Annotated in this window: 17 protein-coding genes; 5 read left to right on the top strand and 12 right to left on the bottom strand. The window is 73.4% G+C overall.

What is annotated here, in order from left to right:
- Positions 1-212: 212 nt before the first annotated feature.
- Entirely contained in the window at positions 213-1700 is a 1488-nt protein-coding gene (locus WMF43_RS39030) for a serine/threonine-protein kinase (RefSeq protein ID WP_437672794.1), read from the top strand.
- Between the two features lie 195 nt (positions 1701-1895).
- Here the strand turns inward: WMF43_RS39030 and WMF43_RS39025 are convergent, their stop codons facing one another.
- The gene (locus WMF43_RS39025) at positions 1896-3440 is read right to left on the bottom strand and encodes a helicase HerA domain-containing protein (RefSeq protein ID WP_437672792.1); all 1545 of its coding nucleotides are present in this window, start codon (positions 3438-3440) and stop codon (positions 1896-1898) included.
- A 951-nt stretch (positions 3441-4391) separates the two neighbouring features.
- Here WMF43_RS39025 and WMF43_RS39020 point away from each other — a divergent pair.
- Complete coding sequence (locus WMF43_RS39020) at positions 4392-5222, top strand: hypothetical protein (protein WP_437672790.1); 831 nt, start codon at positions 4392-4394, stop codon at positions 5220-5222.
- Between the two features lie 138 nt (positions 5223-5360).
- Here the strand turns inward: WMF43_RS39020 and WMF43_RS39015 are convergent, their stop codons facing one another.
- From WMF43_RS39015 to WMF43_RS38980, 8 genes are all read right to left on the bottom strand, one after another.
- A complete protein-coding gene (locus WMF43_RS39015) occupies positions 5361-5771 on the bottom strand; it encodes a hypothetical protein (RefSeq protein WP_437672788.1) in 411 nt (136 codons plus the stop codon).
- A gap of 186 nt (positions 5772-5957) precedes the next feature.
- Positions 5958-8141, bottom strand: coding sequence for a peptidase domain-containing ABC transporter (locus tag WMF43_RS39010; RefSeq protein ID WP_437672786.1), 2184 nt, complete (start codon positions 8139-8141; stop codon positions 5958-5960).
- Positions 8142-8154: 13 nt separating this feature from the next.
- Positions 8155-9102: an efflux RND transporter periplasmic adaptor subunit gene (locus WMF43_RS39005; RefSeq protein WP_437672784.1), complete on the bottom strand. Its 948-nt coding sequence runs from the start codon at positions 9100-9102 to the stop codon at positions 8155-8157.
- Between the two features lie 29 nt (positions 9103-9131).
- A complete protein-coding gene (locus tag WMF43_RS39000; protein ID WP_437672782.1) occupies positions 9132-10040 on the bottom strand; it encodes an efflux RND transporter periplasmic adaptor subunit in 909 nt (302 codons plus the stop codon).
- A 39-nt stretch (positions 10041-10079) separates the two neighbouring features.
- A complete protein-coding gene (locus WMF43_RS38995; protein ID WP_437672780.1) occupies positions 10080-11150 on the bottom strand; it encodes a TIGR04500 family putative peptide maturation system protein in 1071 nt (356 codons plus the stop codon).
- Between the two features lie 24 nt (positions 11151-11174).
- A complete protein-coding gene (locus WMF43_RS38990; RefSeq protein WP_437672778.1) occupies positions 11175-12173 on the bottom strand; it encodes an MvdC/MvdD family ATP grasp protein in 999 nt (332 codons plus the stop codon).
- Between the two features lie 96 nt (positions 12174-12269).
- Positions 12270-12443, bottom strand: coding sequence for a hypothetical protein (locus WMF43_RS38985; RefSeq protein WP_437672776.1), 174 nt, complete (start codon positions 12441-12443; stop codon positions 12270-12272).
- 361 nt (positions 12444-12804) lie between these two features.
- Complete coding sequence (locus WMF43_RS38980; protein WP_437684182.1) at positions 12805-13215, bottom strand: hypothetical protein; 411 nt, start codon at positions 13213-13215, stop codon at positions 12805-12807.
- A gap of 211 nt (positions 13216-13426) precedes the next feature.
- On the opposite strand from WMF43_RS38980, the gene WMF43_RS38975 reads away from it, so the two are divergent.
- Positions 13427-14302, top strand: coding sequence for a sulfurtransferase (locus tag WMF43_RS38975; protein WP_437672775.1), 876 nt, complete (start codon positions 13427-13429; stop codon positions 14300-14302).
- Between the two features lie 104 nt (positions 14303-14406).
- Positions 14407-15987, top strand: coding sequence for an ATP-binding protein (locus WMF43_RS38970; RefSeq protein ID WP_437672773.1), 1581 nt, complete (start codon positions 14407-14409; stop codon positions 15985-15987).
- Between the two features lie 24 nt (positions 15988-16011).
- Here the strand turns inward: WMF43_RS38970 and WMF43_RS38965 are convergent, their stop codons facing one another.
- Together WMF43_RS38965 and WMF43_RS38960 are read right to left on the bottom strand one after the other, a co-directional pair.
- On the bottom strand, positions 16012-17136 hold the full coding sequence (locus WMF43_RS38965) for an arginase family protein (protein WP_437672771.1): 1125 nt from the start codon (positions 17134-17136) through the stop codon (positions 16012-16014).
- 217 nt (positions 17137-17353) lie between these two features.
- Positions 17354-17890: an FHA domain-containing protein gene (locus tag WMF43_RS38960; RefSeq protein WP_437672769.1), complete on the bottom strand. Its 537-nt coding sequence runs from the start codon at positions 17888-17890 to the stop codon at positions 17354-17356.
- A 361-nt stretch (positions 17891-18251) separates the two neighbouring features.
- Here WMF43_RS38960 and WMF43_RS38955 point away from each other — a divergent pair, with 361 nt between their 5' ends.
- A complete protein-coding gene (locus tag WMF43_RS38955; RefSeq protein ID WP_437672767.1) occupies positions 18252-23120 on the top strand; it encodes an nSTAND1 domain-containing NTPase in 4869 nt (1622 codons plus the stop codon).
- A gap of 39 nt (positions 23121-23159) precedes the next feature.
- Here the strand turns inward: WMF43_RS38955 and mxcH are convergent, their stop codons facing one another.
- Positions 23160-25820: a TonB-dependent siderophore myxochelin receptor MxcH gene (gene mxcH / locus WMF43_RS38950; RefSeq protein ID WP_437672766.1), complete on the bottom strand. Its 2661-nt coding sequence runs from the start codon at positions 25818-25820 to the stop codon at positions 23160-23162.
- Positions 25821-25841 lie beyond the last annotated feature (21 nt).

The following is a 25841-nucleotide window of genomic DNA, read 5'->3' as shown; positions in this document are numbered from 1 at the left end:
TGCGCCGGGGTAGGTGCGCAGGCGCGGAGGTGTCCGTCAACGACCCGCAACCACCCGCGCCGATCCGCATCGATCCGCGCCGCGCGTGGACGTGGCGATTCCGGCGGCGCGCGGGCGGCGATAGGATGAGGGCAGCTTCGCCCGAAGCTCCTCGCACTCGAGCAGGAGGGGCAGCTCGACGAACGCCGCGATCGAGCGCCGCACACCACGAGATGCCCGCCTCACGCCCGCGCCAAAAGAACCCCGAGTCCGTCGCGCCGCCGGAGCTGTTCGCCGGCAAGTACCGGCTCATCCGGATGATCGGCAAGGGCGCGATGGGCGAGGTGTGGCTCGCCGAGGAGGAGGGGCCCCGCGACTTCCGGCGCCGCGTCGCGCTGAAGCGGCTCGCGCCGAGGCCCGGGGTCGGCGACTACGCGAGGGAGTCGTTCTTCGCCGAGGCGCAGGTGATCGCGCGGCTCGACCACCCGAACGTGATCCGGCTGATCGAGCTCGGGACCTGCGAGGGCTCGGTGTACCTCGCGCTCGATTACGTGGACGGCCCCGCGATCGATCGCGTGCTCAGGAAGGTCGGCGCGTTCTCGCCGCGCGCCGTGGCGTACATCGGCCGGGAGATGGCGAGGGCGCTCGATGCCGTGCACAACCTGTGCGACGACGAGGGGCGCAGCTACGCGGTCGTCCACCGCGACGTGTCGCCCTCGAACATCCTGATCGCGCGCGACGGCCGCGTGCGGCTGACGGACTTCGGGGTCGCGCGGATGCCGGGCCTCGCGGACGAGCAGACCGACAGCGGGGTGTTCAAGGGGAAGCTCCCGTACATGCCGCCGGAGCAGGCGCGCGGCGAGCCGTTCGACGGGCGGGCGGACGTGTTCTCCCTCGGGATCACGCTGCTGGAGGCGCTGCTCGGCAGCCGGGTGCGCAAGGCCGACACCCAGGCGCAGCTGATCCTCGGCGTGGCGTCAGCGCCGATCCCGCGCGCGCGCGATCTCGCGCCGGACCTGCTCGCGTCGCTCGCGGACGTGCTCGACGCGGCCACCGAGTTCAACGCCGCGAAGCGGACGCCGAGCGCCGGTCAGCTCGCCGCCGATCTGGAGCGGGTGCTGCTCGAGATGGGCCAGGGCGCCGAGCGGGAGGCGCGGAACGAGCTGAAGGAGAAGGTCGAGGCGTACATCGCGAGGACCGGGCCGGCGAGCGGCTCCGGCTCGCTGCGCCCGCCGTCGCTCCCGCACGCGCTCGCGCCGACGCAGACGCCGGTCGGCGGGGTGCGGAGGTCGGCGCCGTCCGGGGCGCCGGCCACGTCGACGCCGGCCGGGCGGCTGCTGCTGCCGGACGATGTGCGGGGGAGCGCGCCGCCGTCGCGCGGCAGCGGCGCCCCGCGGGCGCCCGGCGCGAGAAGCTCGCTGTCGGTGCACTACCTCGACTTCGACGGGCCGGAGGACGCGCCGGTGCGCTCGCAGATCGTGGCGCGGCTGCCGGAGAGCGAGCTGCAGCGCAGCGGGGCGGCGGGGGACCGCGCGAGCGGGAGCGGCAAGGGCGCCGCGGCGGCGCCCGCCGAAGGCGCCGGGGAAGGGGACGGCGCGGAGCCGGAGGACGAGGAGCTCAGCGACGAGCAGCAGCGGCGCAAGCGGAGGATCTTCTTCGCGGGGCTGTTCGTGCTGGCGGCGATCGCGGCGAGCCGGCTGATCAGCCTGGCGAGCTGCTAGAGCGGCAAACGGGTTGAACCAGCCTGAAACGAGCAGAATTCGAAGCGCCGAGGACGCCAAGGGCGCCAAGGGCGCCAAGGACGCCAAGAAGAAGAAAATATCTTGGCGTCCTTGGCGCCTTGGCGTCCTCGGCGCTTGATTTCTCGCTCGATCAACGTCGATCGTGCCCTAGGAGAGGCGCCCCGGGGGCTCCGGTCAGCCGATCTGGATCGCGCGGAGCACGGCCGCCTCGTTCAGCGCGTGGCGGTTGCTCTGGATTGACGCGAAGCCCGCGCGGGCCAGCGCGGCGAGGGCGTGCGCGGCGCGGCGGATCTCGACCTGGCTGCGCGAGCCGCCGCGCGCGGCGAGCTCCTCCGCGGTCAGCGCCGCACCGCGGGCGAGCAGCTTCACGGCCAAGGCGACGTGCGCCACCGATCGGGGCGATCGCCGGCGCGCGTGGCTCCTCGCGGCGCTCACCATGCGCCGGACGCCGCGCGCCGCGAGCATCACCTCGGCCGGCATGGCGAGATCCCGGAGCGACGGCGGAGCCGGCCTCGCGACGACCTGCATGGCCGCGCCGCCCGGCGCGGTCGCGGGCGCGGATGGGGCGCGCGGCGCCGGGGCGCGCGGCGCCGGCGGTGGCGCGGCCTCCGCGGCGCGGCCGCTCGGGGCGGCGCGCGGGGGGACGGCGGGCGAGCGCGCGGGGGTGCCGTGGCCGGCCTGCGCCACGACCTCGTTCTGGATCACGACCTTGACGACGCCGGCCACCTGCAGCGCGACGCGCAGCCGCTCGGCCTCGGCTTCGGCGGCCCTGCGCGCCTCCTCGGCCTGCTCGAGTTGCTGCTTGAGGCGGCGGATCTCGGCGCGCAGCGCGGCGCTCGGATCCGGCGCCGCCTGGGGCGTGATCTCCTGCGCGAGCGCCTCGCGCAGCTCGTCGAGGAGCGTGCTCAGCCTCGCGTCCGGAGGCCGCAGCGCGCCGCCGGCGTCGCCGGTCCAGCTCGGCGCGTCGCCGCCGTGCGTGGTGAGGCGGGCGCGCCAGCGCTCGAAGCGCCCGGCGGCGGGCAGGAAGAACTCGCCGGCCGGCAGCTTGCGGAAATCCTCGAACGTGTGCCCGTCGACGAGCGCCTTCACCGCGTCGTAGTCGCGCTCGATCTCGAAGCCGCCGATCACCGGGAAGTTGAGCTGGCTCATGAGCTCCTTCGAGACGGCCTGCGTGCGCTGGCTCGCGACGGCGAGGAGGACGCCGCGCTTCCTGCCCTGCTTGGCGAACCGGTGGAGGATGTCCGAGGTGAGCGACGCGCCGGATTGAGGGGCGAAGATGTGCACCTCCTCGACCACGAGGGCGGCCGGGGCGCGGCGCTCGGAAAGGAGGACCCAGAGCCGCTCGAGGAACGGGAGCGCTGCCTCCTGCTGGGCGCGGTTCGTCGGCTGATCGGACAGATCGATGACGAGGCCGAGCCCTTCCTCGAGCACCCTCGCGAGCGCGAGCGCCGCGGCGCGCTCGCCGGACGGCAGGGGAAGGTCGCCGCGGGGGCCTCCGAGGACGAGGACGCGGAACCGCTCCCGGAGCGTGTGGAGCTCGCCTTCGGGATCGAGCGCGATGACGGGGATCCCGCTCGCGAGCAGCTCCTCGCAGAGGACCCCGACGCCGAAGCTCTTGCCCCGCCCGGAGGAGGCCCAGATGCCGACACGCAGCCCGGTGCGCGCGTAGCGGGACAGGTCGAGTCGGTAGCCGTCGCAGAGGGAGAGGATGGGGCTCACGGGATCGCGCCGCGCCGGGGAAGGAGGGGCGGCCGGGCGCGAGGGTGGACTGTAGGCGAGCGGGGCAGCGCCGGTGAGTCGAGGAGGCGGCGCAGCAGGAAAGTGATGATCCAGGCGAACCCCCCGCAACCAGGTTAGGGTCCAGGTTGACCGGGGGTCGAACCCCTCGCGACCAGGCAGGAGGCCAGGCTGACCGGGGGTCGAACCCCCCCGCAACCAGGTTGGGGGCCAGGCTGACCGGGGGTCGAACCCCCCGGCGACCGGGCAGAAGGCCAGGCTGACCGGGGGTCGAACCCCCCGGCGACCGGGCAGGAGGCCAGGCTGACCGGGGGTCGAACCCCCCGGCGACCGGGCAGAAGGCCAGGCTGACCGGGGGTCGAACTTCATGCGACCAGGCAGGAGGCCAGGCTGACCGGGGGTCGAACCTCATGCGACCAGGCAGGAGGCCAGGCTGACCGGGGGTCGAACCCCCCGCAACCAGGAGCGCGATCGATGACCCGCCGTGTCCAGCATCTATGGGTGCTTGCGATCAGCTTCGTAAAACTTCACGGCCCAGATTCCGGGCATCCCTCGTCTCTCGTCTCTCGTCTCTCGTCTCTCGTCTGCCCTCCTCGTGCTCGTGCTCGTGCTCGTGCTCGTGCTCGTGCTCGTGCTCGTGCTCGTGCTCGTGCTCGTTAGCGTGCGCGCGACCATCGATGCGAGCCATGCCCTCGAATCGAAGTCCTTGAGCTCATGGACAGATCCAGCTTCGATTCCAACATGCTCAACATAGCGCACAGGCAAACGCCGACGCCGACGCCGACGCCGACGCCGACGAAATACGCAAGACGGCCCCCACCAGCTCGGGTCAGCGTCGGCTCCGTGCTATCCCCTCACCATTACTCACTTTCCTCTTGGCGCCCATCTCCACCCCCAGAGTATGTTCCCCCCTTCCCCCAAAGGGAGGATTGCATGGATGCCACCCTCGAATCGATCTTCAACCTGTACGTCTTCACCACCGGTCGCCGGCTCTTCGCCCTCCAGAAGGTCCGCGCGCTCGCCAAGGAGCAGCGCTTCACGGAGCTCGTGAAGCACTGCGACGCCGCCGTCGAGCACGACCTCGCCACGCGCGCGCTGGAGCGCCGCTGGGCCGGCGAGCCCGTGGCCTCTGGCGCGAACCCGGCCGCCCAGCGCATCGACGTGCTCGTCGACCGCACCCTCGGCGCGATCCGCGATCACGTCGTCGCGCAGACGCAGGGCGCCGCGCCGGACGATCCGATTCACAAGGACGTGGCGTCGTTCCTCAAGCCAATCTTCCCCGTGAGCGTTCAGGCGATCACCTCGCTCCCGTACATCGATGAGCTCGCGGCTGTCGACGATATCGTCGCCCTGCTCAAGGGGGAGCTCGCCCCGGCCGTGAAGGAGTTTGGCCTCGGCCGCCTGGTCACCCGCCTCGCCGATCTCGCGGTGCAGTACCGCGAGGCGCTCGAAGCCCCGCCGCCGTCGCTCATCGACTGGGGCCGGGTGCGCGCCGCGCGCGCGGAGGGCCAGGGCCTCCTCCTGGAGGCCGTCGCCATCATCCTGGGCAAACATCACCAACGCACGCGCGAGGGGACGGCGGCCCGGCTCGCGCTGCTCGCGCCGATCCTCCAGCAAAACGAGGCCATCGGGCAGTACCTGCGCTCCCGGCGCGCGATCGCGGACGTGAACCCGGAGACGGGCGAGGACGAGCCCGCCGCGCCGGCCCCGGCCGCGGCGCCGGCGCAGCCGCCGAGCGAGCCTGAACAGGCGCCGATCGACTGACGCTTCAACGCACCGGCGCCAGGCAGCCACAGAGCACGCGGCGAGAGGACAGAGCCACGCGCCGATGGATCTCGACGAGCGACCCGATAGACCGAGGGGGACCGCTCCGTACGGGGCAGAACGACCGGGCCGATGAGGTCAACCCGGGCCGAAACGCGGCGTGGACGAGAGCCAGCTGCGGGCGGACGCGGCGTCCTCGAAGTGCGCCTGCGTGAGGCTCTCGGTGGTGACCTTGGACATGATGCCCCTCAGCGACATGCGCGTGATGGCCGACTGCGGCACCACCAGGGCCATCCAGCGCACCCCCGCCGCGATCACCCGGGGAAACCAGATCTCGCTCGTCCACCGCTGATCGGCTTGCGTGCTGGGCGGGCCACGGAGGGTGTCCGCGAGCCAACGCCTCGCCCGCTTCTGGCGGGCAAGCTCGAGCCCGGCCTCGAGCCCCGCGCGGAAGTCCTTGCTCTCGGCGTACCCCTTCCACTCCGCGATCACGGCCTCGATGTAAGGGTCCCAAGAGATGGTGATCCAGCGCTCGTCGAAGTGAATCAAGGCCGCCTCCCAGGACGACCATCCTAGGCGTCCGTGCGCAGGTGAGCAATCGATGGCTCGCCCGTCGCCGCTCACCATCTACCGCTGTGTTCGCCCGCGCGTGTGGGCCGGGGCCAGCTCGGGCCCAACATGACGTGTATTTGTAAGCGCGCCTTGTACGCGTGCGTTGTAGGCGGCGAGGGCGCCTCAGCCGAGCTGCGCCCTCACGAGCCGCGCATAGGCACCTTCCCGCGACAGGAGCTCCGCGTGCCTCCCCTGCTCGACGAGGCGGCCATTCTCCATCACCAGGATGAGGTCCGCCTCGGAGATCGTGCTGAGCCGGTGGGCGATCACGATCCGCGTGCGCCCGAACGAGGAGAGGCGCGCCTTGACCTGGGCCTCCGTCGCGGCGTCCAGCGCGCTCGTCGCCTCGTCGAGGAGCAGCACCGCGGGGTCGCGCACGAGCGCCCTCGCGAGCGCGACGCGCTGGCGCTGGCCGCCCGACAGGCCCGCTCCGCCGTCCGCGAGCAGCGTCTCGTAGCCCATCGGGAGCGCGGCGATCTCGCCGTCGATACACGCGATCTCCGCCGCGCGCCGCACCGCCCCGAGCGAGGCGTCCGGGGCCGCGAGGGCGATGTTCGACCGGATCGAGCCGGCGAACAGGTGCGCCTCCTGGGGGACGAGCCCGATCTGCCGGCGCACCGAGCGGCGATCGAGCCGCTCCAGATCGATCCCGTCGTAGCGCACGACGCCCGCCGTGGGCGCGTGCAGCCCGAGCAGGAGGCGCGCCAGCGTCGACTTGCCGGAGCCCGAGGGGCCCACGATCGCCACGAACATCCCGGGCTCGATCGCGACCGAGACGTCCTGCACCACCCACGGCGCGTGCGCCCCGTAACGGAAGCTCACGCCGTCGAGCTCCACGCGGCCCTTCAGCGCGCCGGCCGGGGGGCGCGACTCGCCCTGCTCGCGCGGCGCCTCGAGCACGTCCGCGAGCCGCTCGGCGAAGAGGGTCAACATCTGGAGCTGCGTCGCCACGCCGACGAGGCCCGCGGCCGGGCCGAGCACCCCGGCGGCGAGCGCGCAGAGCGCGAGCATGGCGCCGAGCGAGAGCTCGCCGTGGAGCACCGCCCACACGCCGTAACCGAGGAGCACGAGGGGCGCCGCGAGCCGCAACGTGCCCGAGAGGGCGTCCGCCAGGGCCGAGACGCGGCCCCTCGCCAGCGTCGCGTTGAGCACGTCCACGTAAAGGTGCGACCACTGCTCCTCCGCGCGATCCTCGCACCCCATCGCCTTGAGCGTCTGCATGCTGGAGAGCACCTCCACCTGGCACGCCTGCGCCCTCGACTGCTTCTCGAGATCCTCGCCGAGCAGCTCCCGCTGGCGGCTGCGGCTGGCCAGGAAGACCACACACTGGCAGGCGCACAGCGCGATGGTGAGCGCGCCCATCGCGGGGTGCGCGACGAGCAGCACCGCGATCGAGGCGGCCGCGAACCCCCCGTCGACCAGCGTCGAGAGCGTCGCGGAGCTGAGGATCTCGCGGATGAGCCCGATGCTGTTGATCCGCATCGCGAGGTCGCCGACGGAGCGCTGCTGGAAGAACGCGTAGGGCAGATCCATCAGGTGCGCGAAGAACGTGAGCGCCATCCGCGCGTCGAGCCGGCTCCGGAGGTGGAGGAGCAGGTGCGACCGGACGAGCGACGCCGCGAAATGGAAGCCGACGATCCCGGCGACGCCGACGCCGAGCACCACGAACAGGTGGTGATCGCTGCGCGGGACGACCCGGTCCACCAGCGTGCCCGTGACCGCCGGGACCGAGAGGCCGAGCAGCTGCAGCATCACCGTGGTCACCAGGATCCGCGTGCTCGCCGGATCGGCGAGCAGGACCTGCGAGCAACGGAGGGCGGTGAGCTCGCGCGATCCACCCCGCTGGAAGTCCTCGCGCGGCGAGAGGTGGATGGCGATCCCCGTGAACGAGCGGCGGAACTCCTCCATCCGGACGCGCCGGCGCCCGGCGCCGGGATCGACGATCTCGACATGCCCGTCGCGGACGCGGTCGAAGACGACGAAATGGTTGAACTGCCAGTGCAGGATCGTCGCGGGCTCGAGGGAGCCGAGATCGTCGACGTCGATCCGGACGCCGCGGGCGAGCAGCCCGAAGCTGCGCGCGGCGCGCACGAGGTCGCGCGCCGTCGTGCCGTCGCGGCCCACGCCGACCACCTCGCGCACCTCGTCGAGGCGCACCCTCCTGCCGTGGTAACCGAGGACCATCGCCAGGCAGACGGCGCCGCACTCGGTGGCGCTCAGCTGGCGCAGCGCGGGGATGCGCCGCAGCAGCCGGTCGGCGCCGAGGTGGCGGATCGCGGGGAAGCGGAGGAGGAGGGATCTGTCCATGGGTCGACCGCTCTCAGAGCTCCCGGAGCGCCTTCAGGCCGGGAACGAGGGTGAAGAGGATGCTCTCGGCGTCGAGCCGCGCCTCGGCCCGGCCGATCATGCCGTCGACGTACGGGAGCGCGACGCCGCCCGACGTGAACGTGCAGGAGGCGGGGCGCGCCTCCACGAGCAGCGCCGGGCCCTCGATGACGAGCGCGTCGGCGACGTCGGGCCCGAGGGAGCGGCGCACCTCGGCGGGCCCGAGCACCTGGGCCCCGATCGATTCGACGGCGAGGTCCTGGTACACGTACGGGTGGCCGGCGACCTCGAAGCGGAGCGGCGTGCCGGGGCCGATCTGCGGCGCCGCGTGGCCCGGCAGGATCACGACGAGCGAGCAGCCCTCGCCGCGCGCGGTGAGCGAGAGCAGCGGGTCGCCCGGCGCGACCCGCGCGCCGTCGCCGACGCGCACGTCGGCGACGACGCCCGCGCGCGGCGCGCGGATCGCGAGCTCCTCCAGGCGGGCCGCCGCGAGATCGCGCTGGGCGCGCAGCGCGGTCAGCGCGGTGCGCGCCGCCTCGTCCGAGGGGTCGCGCATCATGCGCACGAGCTGCAGCTCGAACTCCTGCTCGGCGCGCGCGAGCTCCGCCCTCGGCTCCGCGTCGTTCAGCCGGACCAGGACGGCGCCCGCCTCGACGGGCTGCCCCGGCTGCACCTCGACCGACCGCACGATCCCCGCGCTCGGCGCGTGGAGCTCCGTCCGACCCGCCATGCGCACCACCGCGGGGCCGCTCGTGTACTCGCCGACCGTGCCGAGGACGGCGTAGAGCGCGGCCGCCGCGATCGCGGCGACGAGGAGGCGATAACACCGCTCGGCCCACACGGGCGACACGCGGAGGATCTCGCCCTCGGCGGCCTGCCCCGCGGCGTGATGGCGGAGCGCTTCTTCCCGGAAAAGCGGCGCTGTGGGGGGCTCGGTGCTCATGGGTCGTTCGCTCCTCGTCTCGTCGATCGTCAATCGGCCGCGCCCGGGATCTCGACGCGGGCCGACTCGCCCGCGAGCGCGCGCGCCCGCGCCGCGTCCTCGGGGCGAAGCCGGGCCTCGACCAGGATCAGGCGGGCCGAGGCGTCGATCTCGGGCGCGATCGCCTCGACGGAGCCCTCGAGCACGACGCCCGCGCCGCCGATCTCGGCCCGGACCGGGGCGCCGGGCGCGATCCGCGCGGCGACGGCCGGCCTGACGCCGACGCGCAGCCGGGGCTCGCCGCCGCCGATCACGCGGACGACGGGCGACGCGCGCAGCACCGTCGCGCCCGGATCCACGAAGCGGGCAGCGACGGTCCCGTCGAACGGCGCGGTGAGCGCCGCGTCGCGGATCGCGCCGCGCAGCGCCTCGACGCGCGCGCGGGCCTCCGCGGCGCGCGCCCGGGCGACGTCGACCCGGGCCGCCGCGCTCCGCTGCGCGAAGGATGCCTTCGCGAGATCCTCGCCGGACGAGAGGCCCTGCGCGTGGAGCGCCTCCCGACGGGCGAGCGCGTCCCGCGCCTCGGCGAGGTCGACCGACGCGCGCTCGACCTCGGCCTCGGCCGAGCGAGCGCTCGCCTCAACGACCGCGACCTCGCGCCGCGCGGCGCGCGTGTCGAGCGCCGCGATGACCTCGCCCCGGCGGACGGCGTCGCCGGGCCGCACGCGGACGCTCTCCACGGTCCCCTCCGTCGCCGCGGCGAGCGTCACCGCCTGATCGGCGACGAGGACGCCCACGAAGCGCTCGCGGGGGCGCGGCGGCGCCGGCCGCGGGGCCGCCGGCGCAGAGGCCGCGGGCCGAGCCCCCTCCGGCCTGCCGCGGGCGTCGCGGAGCCCGGCGAGGCCGAGGCCGGCGCCCGCGAGGGCGCTGCCGAGCACGAACCAGCGATGAAGCGCCATGGTCTCGCTCCGGGAACAAACGCGCCGCCGCGCGGCGGATCAGGACCTGCCCCAGAGCCACGCCACGTCGGCGGCGGCGCGGCGCTCCGCGAGCCACTCCTCGAACAGCCGATCGCGGATGGCGGCCCGCGTGGCCGCGTCGAGCACCGCAGGCTCGACGGCCACGAGCTGCTGGATCTCGAGGCCCGCCTCCGTCTCGACGGGGCCGAGCACGGCGCCGGGCGAGGCGTCGAAGACGGCCGCGCGCCGCTCGGGCGGCAGCTCCCACCGGCGCACCCGCGAGAGCAACGGGGGCGGCCCCTCCCAGCGCGAGGCGGCCGGCCGCCGCTGCCGCAGCGCCTCCGCGGCCGCGCCGAGCAGGTCGAGCTCGCCGGATCGCAGCCGGTCGCCGAGGGCGCGCGCGCCCTCGAGGTCCGCCAGCGCGATCCGCGCGAGCACCGCGGTGTCGAGCTCGCCCTCGTGGCTGGCGAAATAGGCCTCTTCCCGCCCACCGACCACACGCCTCCGGAGCTTGTCGCCCCGGACGATCGCGTCGATGCGGCCCTCGAAGCTGCGGTGGGTCATGCCCTGCTGCTCGAGCCATCGCTCCGTCGCCGCGGCCGTGAGGAGATTGCGCCTCCTGCGGTACGAATCCATGGCCACCTGGAGCTCCTCGTCCGACGGGGCGTACACGTCGGGGTCCTCCTCCAGCGCCTCCGCGATCAGCGCCGCATCGACCAGCTGCCTGGCGAGCGACGGCTCCGTCCAGAGGAAGTCGAGCTGCGCCACGACCTCGTCGACGCGGATATAACGGTGGTTGACGCGGAGCATGTCCATCTCGCTCCAGCGGAACGTGCCGCGCATTGCCCACGGGAGCCCGCGGTCGGGGCAGTACCCGACCGACACCGCGCCCCAGCCGGGGAGACGGATGAGCGCGTCGTAGTGCACGGCGCCGCCGCCCGATTCCTCCTCCCAGAGGACGTCGAGCTTCACGGCCGCTCCGGGCTCGGCGCGCCCTCGCGCCAGCTGCTTCAGGCGGGCAGCGCCCTCGCGCGGGGCGACGCGCTCCTCGGAGAGGCGGACCAGCTCATCAAGCACATGGATCGTCGTCTGGCGAACTTCGCTGTTCATGGCTCTCTCTCCTGCGTTCACGCGTCACGCGGCGCGGCGCTCGGACTCGCTCGGGCGATCGGCGCTCAAGAGGTCGCAGATCGCGTCGCAGATCGGCAGCCCGGTGGCCCGCTCGATCCAGAGGAACTGGCCGTTCGGGTTGATCTCGAGGAACACGTAACGGCCGTCGGGCGTCAGCACCATGTCGATGGCGCCGAAGCAGAGCCCGAGCCGCCGCACGAGCTCCACGCAGCGCTGCCGTACGCCGTCGGGCAGCACGTGCGGGTGATGCGGCGTGTGCTCCATGTCGTAGCGCCGCCAGTCGAGCCGGGTGCGATTGGCCTTCTGCGAGTGGATCTCGGCCGCGAACACCTGCTCTCCGACCACGGTGATGCGCAGCTCGACGCGCTTCGGCACGTACGCCTGGAAGATCACGGGCGCGTACCGGATGGAATCGGCATACCCCACGTCGCGCCGGGTGACCTGCTGCGTGTAGCGGGCGACCCCGGAGCGCCCCAGCGTCCGGGTCAGCGCCGGGCCGGGGAGCTTGCTCACGAGGTTGCCGTCGTGCCTGTCGTAGAACTCGAGGAACCGCTCCGGATCGTTCGTGATGAGCGTCGGCGGCAGCTCGAGGCCGAGCTCGCCCGCGAGCCTGAGCTGCGTGGGCTTCTCGGCGGCGCGGTCGATCACCGGCGCCATCGCGGGCACCCACCGGGCCGGCAGCGTGCACCAGACGCCGTCCAGGAAACCAGCGCACTCCGCCTCTGCGTAGCTCCGGAGCGTCGGGTCTCCGATCTCGGCGTGCGCGACGGGCGGCGAGGGGCGCCGCAACCAGACGGCGGAGACGCGCTGGAGGTCGACGCTGCGGCCTTGCGTGTCGAGCGTCGCCGACGTGCGGCCGTCCGCCGAGCAAGCGAAGGACACCCTCGCCCGGACCGGAAAATCGGCCTGGTCGAGCCGGAGGTGCTCGATGCCGCGCCGCGCGAGCCGCTCGATGACGGCGTCGGCGTGGACGTCCTGGGGGCCGGTGAGAACGAGGATCATGCGCCACCTCTGGAGGAACGTGGGAACGGGAGAGCGGCCGTGTGCTGCTCCCCCGTCCCCGATCAACGTCTGTTCCCGCGGATCGACGTCACCGCGTCAGCGGTCGTCCTCGCCACACGGGGTGCAGGTGTTGGGCGCGGTGCAGACATCGAGCAGCGGCCGACCCCCCGCGACGAGCGCGAGCTCCTCGTCGCCCAGCTCCTCCGTGTGCTGCTTGTCGTTCAGCTTGCTCTCCGCGGTGATGTCCTTGATCTCGGTGCGCTTGTTCATGGGTCTACCTTCCTATGGCTGAGGGTCTCGGCATCGTGGATGCCATCTCGCCGCCGCGATGAGCCGACTGCGCTCCATCACCGGCGCGAACGTCACTCACCTTCAGCAACCGACGTGCCGCGCGCGCTGGGGGGCGTCCGGAAGCACCGCCGCGCGGTGAAACGCGGCCCGGAAACGCGAGATCCGGCGTCGAGCGGAGGAGCAGAGGTCGTGTGTTGAGCGAGGGCCGCGCCTCGTTGCGCAGAAATGCGGAGGTGTTGCGCGAGGATCTGCGCAACCGCGAGCGAGGGCGGATCAGGGGGCGAGGTGGTGCCCTTCCGGGTCTGTCCGAGCTGCCCTCAGCGCCGCCCTGGCGCTCGGGTCACTTCGCCGCGACGTGATCGGCGCCGCACGGCAGCGGATCTGCCGCGGCCTCCGGCTCGGCATACGAGGTGTCGCCGGACTGGACCTTCTCGAGCAGGTCCTTGACGTAGAAGCGCTCCTCGCAGAGCTCGAAAGGAAAACTCAAGGGACCGAAGCGGCAGAGGGGATACTTGCGGGCTGCGCAGCGGTCGGCGCCTGTGATGTCGATGTGCGCGGCGGCCAGGACATAGGCAGCGTCCTTCGCCTTGACGGCGCGGAGCGCGGCGAGCTGGGCGCCATCGGAGACGCGAAAGAGCACGGTCGACCCGTCGAGCCCGGCGGACGCGAGCACGCCGCCGTCCGGCGAGAAGGCCACCCACAGCACCGCGGTCGACCAGGGGCCGTTGTTGCGGGGCTCATGCCCTTCCAGGGTCTTGAGCAGCGCACCCGTGCTCGTTTCCCACAGCCGCGTGGTGTTGTCAGCGCCCCCCGTGAGGAGAGCGGCCCAGGAGCTTCGTCATGAAGGGCAGTCGCCGGCCGCAGGGCGCGGAGCTCGCGCGCCCTGGCGTCCCCTGCTGTTCCCGCGGGCGCGCGCAGCGACCCCGCGCGCAGCGACCCCGCGCGCTGCTACCCTCGCCCGCATGCGCGACCCGCTCTCCCTACCCACCGGTCCCCTCGTCGATGTCCCCTGGCTCGCCGCGCACGCCGGCGACGACCACGTCCGCGTGGTCGACTGCCGCTGGTACCTCGGCGGGCGCCGCGGGGCCGACGAGTACGCCCGCGGGCACATCCCGGGCGCCGTGCACCTCGACGTGGACGACGACCTCTCCGGTCCGGCGCAGGCGGGACCGGGGCGCCACCCGCTGCCCGAGCCGGCGGCGTTCGCGCGTGTGCTCGCGCGGATCGGGGTCGGCCCGGAGACGCTGGTCGTCGGCTACGACGACGCGGGCGGCGCCATCGCGGCGCGGCTCTGGTGGCTGCTGCGCTACTTCGGCCACCCGGGCGGGCGCGTGCTCGACGGCGGCCTCCAGGCGTGGACCGCGGCGGGGCGCCCGCTCTCGACCGAGGCGCCCGCGATCGCGCCGGCGCCCGCGCTCGAGCTCACCCCCGGGGGCGCGCCGGTCGTGGACAAGGCGGCGGTCGACCGGCTGCGCCAGGACCCCTCGGCGCTGATCCTCGATGCGCGCGCGCGCGAGCGCTACGAGGGGCAGAGCGAGCCCATCGACGCGCGCCCGGGCCACATCCCCGGGGCGCGCTCGGCGCCGTTCGCCGAGAACCTCCGCGCGCCGGGCGGAGCGTTCCGCGACCGCGCCGATCTCGAGCGGCGGTACCGCGAGCTCGGCGCGCTCGACGAGGGGCGCGCCGTGGTCTGCTACTGCGGCTCCGGCGTCACGGCCTGCCACGACCTGCTCGCGCTGGCGACGCTCGGCCGCGCGGACGTGATCCTTTACGAGGGGTCGTGGAGCGACTGGGCCCGCGACGCCGCCCTGCCCGCGGCGAAGGGGCCCGATCCCTGAGCGGCGCCGAGCGGCGTCTGGCGAGCTCGCTGCGCGCGCCGACGGCGGCCGATCCAGACCCGCGGCGCTTGCGGCCGGGCGGCATCGGATCGCAACGTGGTCGCATGGCGCGCCGCTTTAACACGGCCGGGCCTTGCCGCCCCGACTGGCACTACATGATCCCGGCGGAGCGGCGCTTGCCCGAAGCGCTCGGCCTCGTGGAGCAGATGGGCCATTTCGTGGTGCACGCGCCGCGGCAGACGGGCAAGACGACGGCGCTCCGGGCGCTCTCGCGGCGGCTCACAGCTTCCGGTCGCTTCGCGGCGCTGCTCTTCTCGTGCGAGGAGGGTGAGGCGTGGGGCGACGACATCGGCTCGGCGCAGCGGGCGATCCTCCGGGAGATGGATCTGCAAGCGGAGGTGGAGCTGCCGGAGGAGCTCAGGCCGCCCCCGAGTTCGCTCGCGGGGGACGAGGGGCTGCTCCGGGCGAAGCTGTCTGCGTGGGCGCGCGTGTGCCCGCGGCCGCTCGCGCTGTTCTTCGACGAGATCGACGCGCTCCGGGGCCAGAGCCTGATCAGCGTGCTGCGCCAGCTCCGGGCCGGGTTCGGGAGCCGCCCAGCCGATTTTCCGGCGTCCGTGGTGCTGTGCGGCCTGCGCGACGTGCGCGAGTACAAGGCGGCGAGCGGGGGCGACCCGGGCCGGCTGGGCACGGCGAGCCCGTTCAACATCAAGATTGAGTCGCTCAGGATCGGCGACTTCGATCGCGACGACGTGCGCGACCTGTACGCCCAGCACACCGCCGAGACGGGCCAGGTGTTCACGGAGGAGATCATCGAGCGCGCCTTCGCGCTGACGGCCGGCCAGCCGTGGCTGGTCAACGCGCTCGCCCGCGAGGTCGTGGAGAAGCTCGCCGTGCCGGCGGACGAGCCGATCACAGCGGCCCATGTCGAGGAGGCGAAGGAGCGGCTCATCCTCGCGCGCGCGACCCACCTCGACTCGCTCGTCGCGCGCCTGCACGAGCCGCGGATCCGGCGTGTGATCGAGCCGCTCCTCGCAGGCGCGCTCACGATCGCCGGCGACACGTACCAGGACGATCTCCAGTACGCTCGCGATCTCGGGCTGCTCGCGCCGGACAACCCCGCGCGCATCGCGAACCCCATCTACCGCGAGGTCATCGCCCGGGTGCTCGCCGGCGACGTCGAGCCGGTCATCCTGGCCGAGCCGGGGCGCTTCGTGCTGCCGGACGGCAGGCTCGACGTGTCGCGGCTGCTCGAGGAGTTCGCCGCGTTCTGGCGGGAGCACGGCGAGGCGCTCGCCGGGAACCTGGGCTACCACGAGGTCGCGCCGCAGATCGTGCTCATGGCCTTTCTGCAGCGGGTGGTGAACGGCGGCGGGACGATCGACCGCGAGTACGGCCTCGGGCGAGGGCGGATCGACCTGCTCGTGCGCTGGCCGTACCGCGACGCCGAGGGGCGGCGCGCCGTGCAGCGCGCCGCGCTGGAGCTCAAGGTCTGGCGCGAGGGGGAGAAGAGCCCGCTGCCGAAGGGGCTCGCGCAGCTCGACGGGTACCTCGCCCAGCTCGGGCTCGACGAGGGCGTGCTCGTGATCTTCGACCGCCGGAGGGCGGCGGGCGAGATCGAGGAGCGCACGCGGTTCGAGGAGGCGGAGACGCCCGCTGGGCGGCGGGTGACGCTGCTCTGGGCGTGACGGGGCGGCGGGCGGGATCCGGCGTCAGGCGGGCTCGCCGCGGGCGCCGACGACGGCCGAGATCGTCTCGAGCAGGTAACTCACCGCGAGCGCGAGCGTGCGGGCCGAGCTCTCCGGCGTCGGCTGCAGCGCCGGCGCGACCTCCATGACGTCGCCGCCGATCAGGCCGACCTCGCGCCCGAGGCGGCGGATGAGCGCGACGACGAACTCCGGCGACAGGCCGTCCGGCTCCGGCGTGCCGGTCGCGTCGGCGTACGCGGCGTCCGTGCCGTCGATGTCGTTCGAGAAGTAGACGCCCTCGACGCCGGTGCTCTTCACGTGCGCGACGATCGCGTCGAGCGCCGCCTCGGGATCGGCGCGGCACTCGGCCGCCCAGAACTGCCGCACGCCGTAGCGGCCCTCCCAGTGCTCGCGCGGCCGCTGCGAGGCGCGGATCCCCACCTGGGTGAGCCGGCCGCCGCGGCCGACCAGCTCGTTCGCGTGGTACGACCACGTGGCGAAGCAGTCCCGGACCCCGAGCCGCTCCTCGAGCAGGTCGGTGTGGGCGTCGGGCTGGACGATGCCCCACGGCCGCTTCCGCGCGCGGGCGAGCGCGCGCGCGACCGGCAGGGCCGTGGAGTGGTCGCCGCCGAGCACGATGGGCGCGACCGACGGGTTGATCGAGAAGACGAGATCGAGCGCGCGCTCGGCGATGGAGAGCGGGGAGACCGGCAGCCGGGACGCCGCGGGCTCGGGCACGCCGGGGTAGAGGGCGCGGCGCGACGCGGCCTTCTGGTCCTCCGAGAGCATGTCGTCGTGCAAGAGCTGCGGCACCACGAACACGTCGCCGATATCGACGAGGCCGAGGTCCCGCGCCCGCTCGGGGAAGTCCGGGAGCGCGTCGAGCAGCGCGGTGCGGATCGCCTGCGGGCCCATGTTGGATCCGCGGAGGAAGCCGGCGCCGACGTCGGACGGGATGCCGAGCAGGATCGCGCGCGCGCCGGCGATCCGGTCGAGCGACGCGCGGAAGCGCGCCTGCACGTCCGCGTCCGAGGCGGCGCCGTAGATCCGCCGCTGGACCTCGAGCTGCTGCGCGCGCCCGGTCGACACGAGGTAGAGGCCCCCAGCCGCCGGACGCAGCAGGACCGCGAGCTCTTCTTGCGGGGTCATGCAGGACGAGGGTACGCCCGGATCAGGGGTCCGCCAGCTAGAGCGGCGGTCACCCGCTTCGGATACGGGCCCATCTCGACGTTTTCGGTGCTCAGCGCACAGGAGTGCGCTTGCGCGCCGAAAACGCCGATCTGGGCCCGTCTCCTGTGCGGGTGACCGCCGCTCTGGGACGCAGGTACCAGAGCGGGGGGGAAAACGCGCTAGGGCTGGCCGGGGCTCATCGGCGCGAAGGCGGCGACAGGTCCGGCGAGCTCGAACCCGGGGCGCTCGATGAGGTGAGCCGTCGCAGGAGCTCCCGGCGCAGCCCCTCGGCGTCCAGCACGCGCAGGACGACCGTCCCGAGGACGACCACGCTGCCAGCACATAGCGGCTCCGCCACGTTCGGCTTGAGAGGGCGAGCGTCGACGCTCGTCCCGTTGTGGGAGCCGAGGTCCACGATCGTATAACTCTTGTCTTCGTGTACGCGGATGTGAGCGTGAAGCTTGGAGATGGAGGGATGACGTATCACGACGTCGCAATTGCGCGCGCGGCCGAGGGAGATCCTGTCTTTGTAGGGATTGCGCGACGACTTCTCGATCGGGATCACGCAGAGCTCGCCCTGCTCGAAGCGCGCGGCGTCCTCCGCTGGCGCCAGACGGGACCTCACTTCGCACGTCCGGAAATCGACCTTGTCCAGCTCGCTGCTCGTCTGGTCGACGAGAAAGAAGAACCCCCGATGTCGAGCGACGAAATCGGCGGCCGATCCTCGCTGCACCTCTGAATACCAGCGCCGGATGTGCCCGGACGCCGGCGGTTCCTCGCCCCCCGTCATTGCATCTCCAACCCCTGAGAGGATAGGGAATCGCAATTCCTCCATCACGTCAAGGCCGTCCTGGCGAGGAGACCGCCCATGATACCGGCGCCCACCCTCCTGCCTGTCTGCCTGACCGACGAACCTGCCTACCTGGCCGTAGATAGGTATGTGGCGTGGGCTACAGGTCGCTGGACTCTGGGCTTGGAGCCGATCTCTTCGGGAAGGCGGCGCCGAGCGCGTCGTCGCGAGGTGCCCTGATACGGGGAACGCGCGGCCCTGGCTGACGCTGCGGGAGGGAAGGTGACGGTGGTACGCTTCCGCCGTGAGCACACCTGACGCGGCAGGGCCACGCCCCGAAGGCCTCCTGCGCACGGAGCATAGAGCGCTTGAAGGCGTGGACGAGCATGCCGGCACCGCCGAGCGAGCGGGGACGGTGGCGGAGCCAGCTCACGCGCACGACGATCCGCAGGACGAGCGCGCGGGTGTCGGCACCGTGTACACGGGCTCGACGACGGGCGACTTCCGTCCTCAGGCGCCGGTCGTCCAGGCGGGCACCAGGATCAAACATCATGAGATCATCCGCCCGCTCGGCCGCGGCGGCATGGGGCAGGTGTACCTGGCCCGCGACGTGCGCCTGGGGCGGCTGGTGGCGCTCAAGTTCGTCACCGAGACCTCGCCGAGCCGGGCAGAGCGGTTCATCGCCGAGGCCCGCACGACGGCGCAGCTGACCCACGAGAACATCGTCGGCCTCTACGACATCGGCGAGCACGAGGGCTCGCTGTACATGGTGCTGGAGTACGTCAAGGGCCAGACGCTGAAGGAGTGGCGGGAGGAGCGGGCCTCGCGCGTCCACGACCCGCCGCTGGATGCGCCGAGGCCCGGTCCCGCGCTGCCGCCGAGCCGCGCCGCCGAGCTGATGCTGCCGGTCGTGCGCGCGCTCGTGCACGCGCATGACGCGGGCCTGGTCCACCGCGATCTCAAGCCGTCGAACATCATGCTGACCGAGAGCGGCACGGTGAAGGTGCTCGACTTCGGGATCGCCAAGCTGGTGCAGGACGCCGAGGAGCGCGCGGGCGCGCCGGCGCAGGAGGCGGCCGCAGCCGCGCTCGCCGTCGCCGGGGCGTCGATCACCAGGACCGGCGCGCAGGTCGGCACGGTGCCGTACATGTCGCCCGAGCAATGGGGCGCGGCCGAGGTGGATCACCGCACCGATCTATGGGCCGTGGGCGTCATGCTCTGCGAGCTCGTCACCGGCCGCCATCCGCTGGCCCCGCTCTCGGCCGAGGCGCTGGCGACCGTGGCCGATCTGGCGATCCCCATGCCCAGCGTGCGCGAGGCGCGCTCGGACCTCGGCAAGCTCGGCACCCTCATCGACCGCTGCCTGCTCAAGCGCAAGGAAGATCGCATCGGCTCGGCGCGCCTCCTGCTCGCCGAGCTCGAGGCCATCCCCCGGGCCGAGCTCTTCATCGACGTCGAGGCGCAGAGCCCCTACGCCGGCCTCGCTTCGTTCCAGGAGCGCGACGCCCCCCGCTTCTTCGGCCGCGAGCGCGCGGTTGCGCAGGTGGTGGCCCGCCTGTCCGAGCAACCGCTGATCGCCATCGTGGGCGCCTCGGGCGCCGGCAAGTCGTCGTTCGTGCGCGCGGGCGTCATCCCGGCGCTCAAGCGCGGCGGCGACGCGTGGGAGGCGTTCATCGTGCGCCCCGGCCCCCGGCCGCTCACCGCGCTGGCCGAGCTGATCGTGCAGCACTCGTGGACCCAGTCGAGCCAGAGCAGCGACACGTCGCACGAGACCACGAGCCGCGCGCCGCGCGAGGACGAGGGCGCGCCGCGCGAGGCCGGGGACGAAAAGGACGCCGCGCCGGCCGCGCGGAGCGAGCGCGATGCCGTCTGCGAGCGGCTCCGCAGCGAGCCGGGGTTCCTCGGCGCAGAGATGCGCGTCCGGGCCCGGCGGAGGCTCGAGCGGATCGTGTTCTTCATCGATCAGTTCGAGGAGCTGTACACGCTGGCGCCCGCCGAGGAGCGCGCCGCGTTCCTCGCCTGTCTGGCCGGCGCGGCCGACGACATCGACTCTCCGCTGCGGGTGATGCTCTCGCTGCGCTCCGACTTCCTCGATCGCATGGCGGACGCGCCCCCCTCCATCGTGGACATGATGAGCCGGGGCACCGTGCTGATCCGCCCCATGGATCGCGAGGAGCTGCGCAGCGCCCTGGTCAAGCCCGCCGAGACCGCCGAGCACCGGTTCGAGTCGGCGGCGCTCGTGGAGGAGATGCTCGACGCGCTCGCGCACACCGCGGGCGCCCTCCCGCTCCTGCAGTTCACCGCCGCGAGGATGTGGGTCATGCGCGACGTCGAGCGCCGCGCGCTCACCGAGGCCAGCTACCGCGCGATCGGCGGCGTCGCGGGCGCCCTGGCCAGCCACGCCGACGCGGTGCTCGGCGGCATGGGTCCCGCGGAACGGAGGTGGGCGCGCGCCGTGCTGCTGCGCCTGGTGACGCCCGAGCGCACGCGCGCCATCGCGACGCTGGGCGAGCTGCGGGAGCTCTCCGGGCCCGCGGCCGCCGCGGATCTCGCGCGTGTGGTGGGGCGGCTCATCGAGGCGCGCCTGCTCACCGTCGAGGGCAGCGATCAGGACGAGAGCACGGTCGAGCTCGTGCACGAGTCGCTCGTCGCCCACTGGCCCACGCTCACCCGGTGGCTCGACGAGGACGCCGAGGACTCGGCCTTCCTGGCCCGGCTGCGGAGCGCGGCGCGCGAGTGGCGCGCCAGCGGCGAGCGCGAGGGCCTGCTCTGGACCGGCGACGCCGCCGAGGAGGCCCAGCGCTTCGCGGCGCGCCACCGCGGCGAGCTCACGCTGGCCGAGGGGCGCTTCCTCCAGGCGGTCATCGCGCTCGTGCGCCGCGATCGGAGGCGGCGCAAGCAGCTCCTGACCGCCGTCATCGCGTCGCTCAGCGTCGTCGCGCTGAGCGTCTCGTACCTGGCGGTCCGCGCCGGGCGAGAGGCGGCCCGCGCCGAGGAGCAAGCCGCGCTGGCGAAGCAGCAAGCCGCGCGCGCGGACCAGGAGGCCGCCCTGGCGCGCGCGCAGAAGCAAGAGACGGAGCGCGGCGCGGCGCGCGCCCGCAACGCCAGCCGCATCGCGGCGGCCCGCGAGCGCCAGCACGATCCGACCACGGTGCTCGCGCTGGTGCGTGAGATCGAGCCTGGCCCCGCCCCGCGAGGGTGGTCCGCGCTGGCGAGGGGGGCGCTCGACGCCGGCGTCGCGTCGACCGTCCTCACGCACGACCACTGGGTCTCTTCGGCAGAGTTCAGCCCTGATGGCCGCCACATCGTCACCGCGTGCTGGGACAACCTCGTGCGGGTGTGGCGCGCCGACGGTTCCGGACAGCCCCTCGTCCTGCGCGGACACGACGGCATCGTCGTCTCGGCCTCCTTCAGCCCCGACGGCCGCCGTATCGCGTCCGCCGGCCTGGACATGACGACGCGGGTGTGGAACGCCGATGGCTCGGGACAGCCCCTCGTCCTGCGCGGACATGAGGGGCCCGCGTTATCGCCGAGGTTCAGCCCCGACGGCCGCCGTATCGTGTCCGCCGGCGTGGACATGACGGTGCGGGTGTGGAACGCCGATGGCTCCGGACAGCCCCTCGTCCTGCGCGGGCACGGCGCACCCGTCATCGCAGCGGCGTTCAGCCCTGACGGCCGCCGCATCGTCTCGGCGTCGTCGGATCGGACGGTGCGGGTGTGGAACGCCGACGGCTCCGGACAGCCCCTCGTCCTGCGCGGGCACGACGCCCCGCTCCGCTCGGCGAGGTGGAGCCCTGACGGCCGCCGGATCGTCTCGGCTTCCGACGACAGGACGGCGCGGGTGTGGAACGCCGATGGCTCCGGACCGCCCCTCGTCCTGCGCGGTCACGACGACACGGTCCACGCGGCGGCGTTCAGCTCCGACGGCCGTCTCGTCGTCTCCGCGTCCGCCGACAAGACGGCGCGCGTGTGGAACGCCGATGGCTCCGGACAGCCTCGCGTCCTGCGCGGACACGACGGTGGGCTCTTCTCGGCGGCGTTCAGCCCCGACGACCGCCACATCGTCTCCGCGTCGTGGGACAAGACCGCGCGTCTCTGGGACGCCCGAGACGCAGGGCATCTGCTCCTCCTGCGCGGCCACACCGGCCAGGTGCACTCGGCGGCGTTCAGCCCCGACGGCCGCCGCATCGCCTCTGCGTCGCGGGACAAGACCGTGCGCGTCTGGGACGCCGATGGCGCAGGGCAGCCCGTCGTCCTGCGCGGCCACACCGAGCATGTCCTCTCCACGGCGTGGAGCCCGGATGGCCGCCGCGTCGCCTCCTCGTCCGTCGATATGACGGTGCGGGTGTGGAACGCCGATGGCACAGGAGAGCCCCTCGTCCTGCGCGGGCACGAGCAGGTGGCCACGTCGGCGGCCTTCAGCCCGGATGGCCGCCGCATCGCCTCCTCCGCGTTCGACGGGACGGTGCGGGTGTGGAACGCCGACGGCTCGGGCGCGCCGCTCGTCATGCGCGGAGACGCCATGGCCATCTACTCGGCGGCGTGGAGCCCCGACGGCCGTCGCATCGCGACCGCATCGTGGGACAAGGCGGTGCGGGTGTGGAACGCCGACGGCTCGGGCGCGCCGCTCGTCCTGCGCGGACACGACGAGACGGTCACCTGGGCGGCGTGGAGCGCCGACGGGCGGCGCATCGTTTCCGCATCAGACGACAGGACGGTGCGGGTGTGGAACGCCGACGGCTCGGGCGAGCCGCTCGTCCTGCGCGGACATGAGGCGGCCGCCAGCGTGAGCGGGGGCAGGCCGTTCAGCCCCGACGGCCGCCGGATCGTCAGCTCGTCCGCGGATCTCACGGTGCGGGTGTGGAACGCCGACGGGACCGGCGAGCCCCTGGTGCTGCGTGGATCGGGCTCCAAGTTCAACTCCGCGGCGTTCAGCCCGGATGGCACCCAGATCGTCGCCGCGTCGGACGACAATGCCTTGTGGGTGTGGCGCGGCGATCTCGATCCGCTGCGCGATCCGGGCGACCCGAGGCTCTGGAGCGCCACCACCTACTGCCCGCCGGTCGAGGCGCGGATGCACCTGCTGGACGTACCGGCGGAGGTGGCCCGCGACGACCTTGCGCGCTGCGAGGAGCGCGTGCGCAAGGCCCAGGCGGCAAGCGCCTCCCGCTGAGGGGCCGGCTGGCACGCGGAGGCCTCGTGGGACGTTTCTTCAGCCTGTCTCCCCCGTCACCTTCAGAGAGAGCGTCCTGCCAGGCCGCTGTACGCCGAAGAAATCGTAGACGCGCTCGTCGGTGAGGTTCTGGACCTCGAGGGTCGTCGAGAAGCGCGCGGGCCCCGCGCGCAGCGAGTAGCTGACGCCGACGCCGTGGGTGAGCTGCGAACGGATGGTGTCCTTCGACTCCCTGGCGCCACGGGTCTCCCACGCGCGGAAGAACTCGTGGACGTAGCGCCCGACGTAGAACGGCTCGAGCTCGTCGCCTCGCGCGATCAGCCGGGGGATGCGGGAGCGCGCGCCCCAGCTCGCGAACAGCCACGGCCGGTTTGGCAGGCGGGCGCCGTCGACGGCGACGAACCGGCCTTCGATCGAGGTGTTGCGCACGTCCTGGAGCGTGATGCCGCCGTCGAGGCTCACCCAGCGACCCGGGGACACCCAGCCCAGCTGGCTCTCCACGCCGAGCGCCCGCGCCCGGGCGATGTCCTGGAACTGGAACGAGTACAGCCGCTCTTGGTTCCCGATGAAGGCGCGGAAGATGAGGCGCTCGCTCTCGCGCAGGAAGCCGTTGAGCTCGGCGGTGACGTCGCCGAAGGGCGTCCGCCGGAGCTCGAGGCGCGGGCCGAGGTTCACGTTGTGGCTCGTCTCTGGCTGGAGCTCGAGGTTCGGCTTGACGAGCAGGCCGTCGCCGAACATCTCGTCGGGCGAGGGCAGCCGCGCCGCGAGCTCGTAGGAGAGCTTGGCGTAGAGCCACTCGAAGAAGCGAAACCGCAGGCTGTCTCCGGCGCCGAGATGGACTGTGTCGCGCGTCAGGAGCCGGAAGGCGCTGCCGCCGGGCGGCACGTCCTCCGACGAGGCATGCATCACGTAAACCTTGGCGAACAGGATGTTCTGCACGCGGTCGTCGCGGGCCGCGTCGCGCGCTTCGCCCGCCGGCGTGCCCGCCATGGGCCAGGCGTTGGCCTCGTGCTCGACGCCGCCCACCAGCGTGAAGAGCTCCCGCCGCGCGGTGAGCGGATCGCGCTCGCCCGGATCCGGCTGGGCGCGCTCGTCGCCCGTGCGCGTCGTGAACGTCGGGGCGACGCTGAGCCGCAGCGCGTGCCCCGGCGCGAGGTGAAGGGTGAGCGTCGCGCGCGCGAGCCCGCTGTGCTGCCATTGCGTCCGATCGTGCGCTGTCCCGTCGAGCTCGCCGGGCAGGACGTCGCCGGGCGGGTCGCGGCGGCTCGTGCGCCGGCCGAGCCAGTCGTAGACCCACGCGCTCCTGTCGACGAAGTCGGTGGTGCGGTGCGCGTAGCTGCCGATGAGGTCGAGCTCCAGGCCCGGGAGGAGCGGCTGCTCGTAGCGCAGCGTCGCGCCGGCCATCGTCTCGCCGTAGGTCACCTCGCCGTACGGCACCTCCATCACGGCGTTGTGCTGGAGCTCCTTGTCGTACGTCGACGCGAACCCCCGCAGGAACAGCCGCTTTGCCCAGGGCCTGTCGGCGACGCCGGCCTCGACGGAGCCGCCGTAGGCGCGGTAGCCGTCGTGGAAGCGCGGGACCGTCATGAGCCGGATGCGACCGCGATCGTCGACGACCTTCCGCTCATGGATGTCGTAGTCGTTCCGGGCGACGTCGAAGAACGCGCTGCCGCCCGCGACGAGGCCGGTGGGATCGTGGCGGTAGCGACCGGCGGCGGTCGCGCGGCGCGTCCCGAACGAGCCGACCTGGTACGACGCGGAGAGGCGCGTGTCATCGCGCCGGTCGCTCACGAGGTGGACGGCGCCGCCGAGCGCGTCCGCGCCGAAGCGGGCCGGAACGACCCCGCGGTAGATCTCGACCCGCTCGACGAGGTTCACCGGCATGTTGGCGATGCCGGACGGGTAGCCGGCGAGCTCGAGCGGCACGCCGTCCACGAAGAAGCGGATCTGGTCGTCCTGGAGTCCGTTCAGCGAGAAGCGCGCAACCGAGCCGAGCCCTCCCGAGCGGCGAACGGAGACGCCCTGCGCGCGGGCCATGATCTCCCCCAGATCCGAGGAGTGTTTCTGCGCGCGGCGTGTGTCGACGACGGTGACGGCCTCTGCCGACTGCACCAGCTGCTGTGCTTCGGTCGGGCGTCCGCGGACCGTGACCTCGACAGGCGCTTGCCGGGGATGGGGCTCGGGTGGCCTCGCGCTGGCGGGAGTGGCGGGAGTGGCGGGAGGCGGCGAGGGCGGCGCGGCCTGGGCGGGCGCGGGCGCGGCCTGGGCGGGCGCGGGGGACGGCGCGGGCTCGGGCGGCTGCCGGAACTCGTAGCGGAAGAGGATGCGCGCCTTGATGGGCCGTCCGTCGCGCGTCGCCGGGGTGAAGCGCAGGCGGAGCGCCGCCTCGCGGGCCGCCTCATCGAAGCCGTTCCCTGCGGGTCTGGCCACCTCCGCGCCCTGGACGGCGCCGTCGGCGCCGACGGTCAGCCGCAGCACCACCGTCGCCTCGATCCGCAGCGCGCGCGCGGCGTCGGGGTAGGCCGCCTCGGCGCCCTCCAGCAGCCGCGGCGCCTGGACCCGCCCGGGGGGCGCGTTCGCGTCGCCGTCCGGCGCGCCGGGGCTCGCAGAGGGCGGCGCGGGAGGCGCCTGCGCGACCGCGCGGGGGCCGGCGCCGATCAGCGCGCCGAGCGAGAGGAGCCCGACGGCCGTCCTCGTCATGGCCCGTCGAGGTCTGGTCTT

This window comes from Sorangium sp. So ce131 (assembly GCF_051519095.1).
Lineage (GTDB): Bacteria > Myxococcota_A > Polyangia > Polyangiales > Polyangiaceae > Sorangium.
This window is presented reverse-complemented; position numbering and strand designations above follow the sequence as displayed.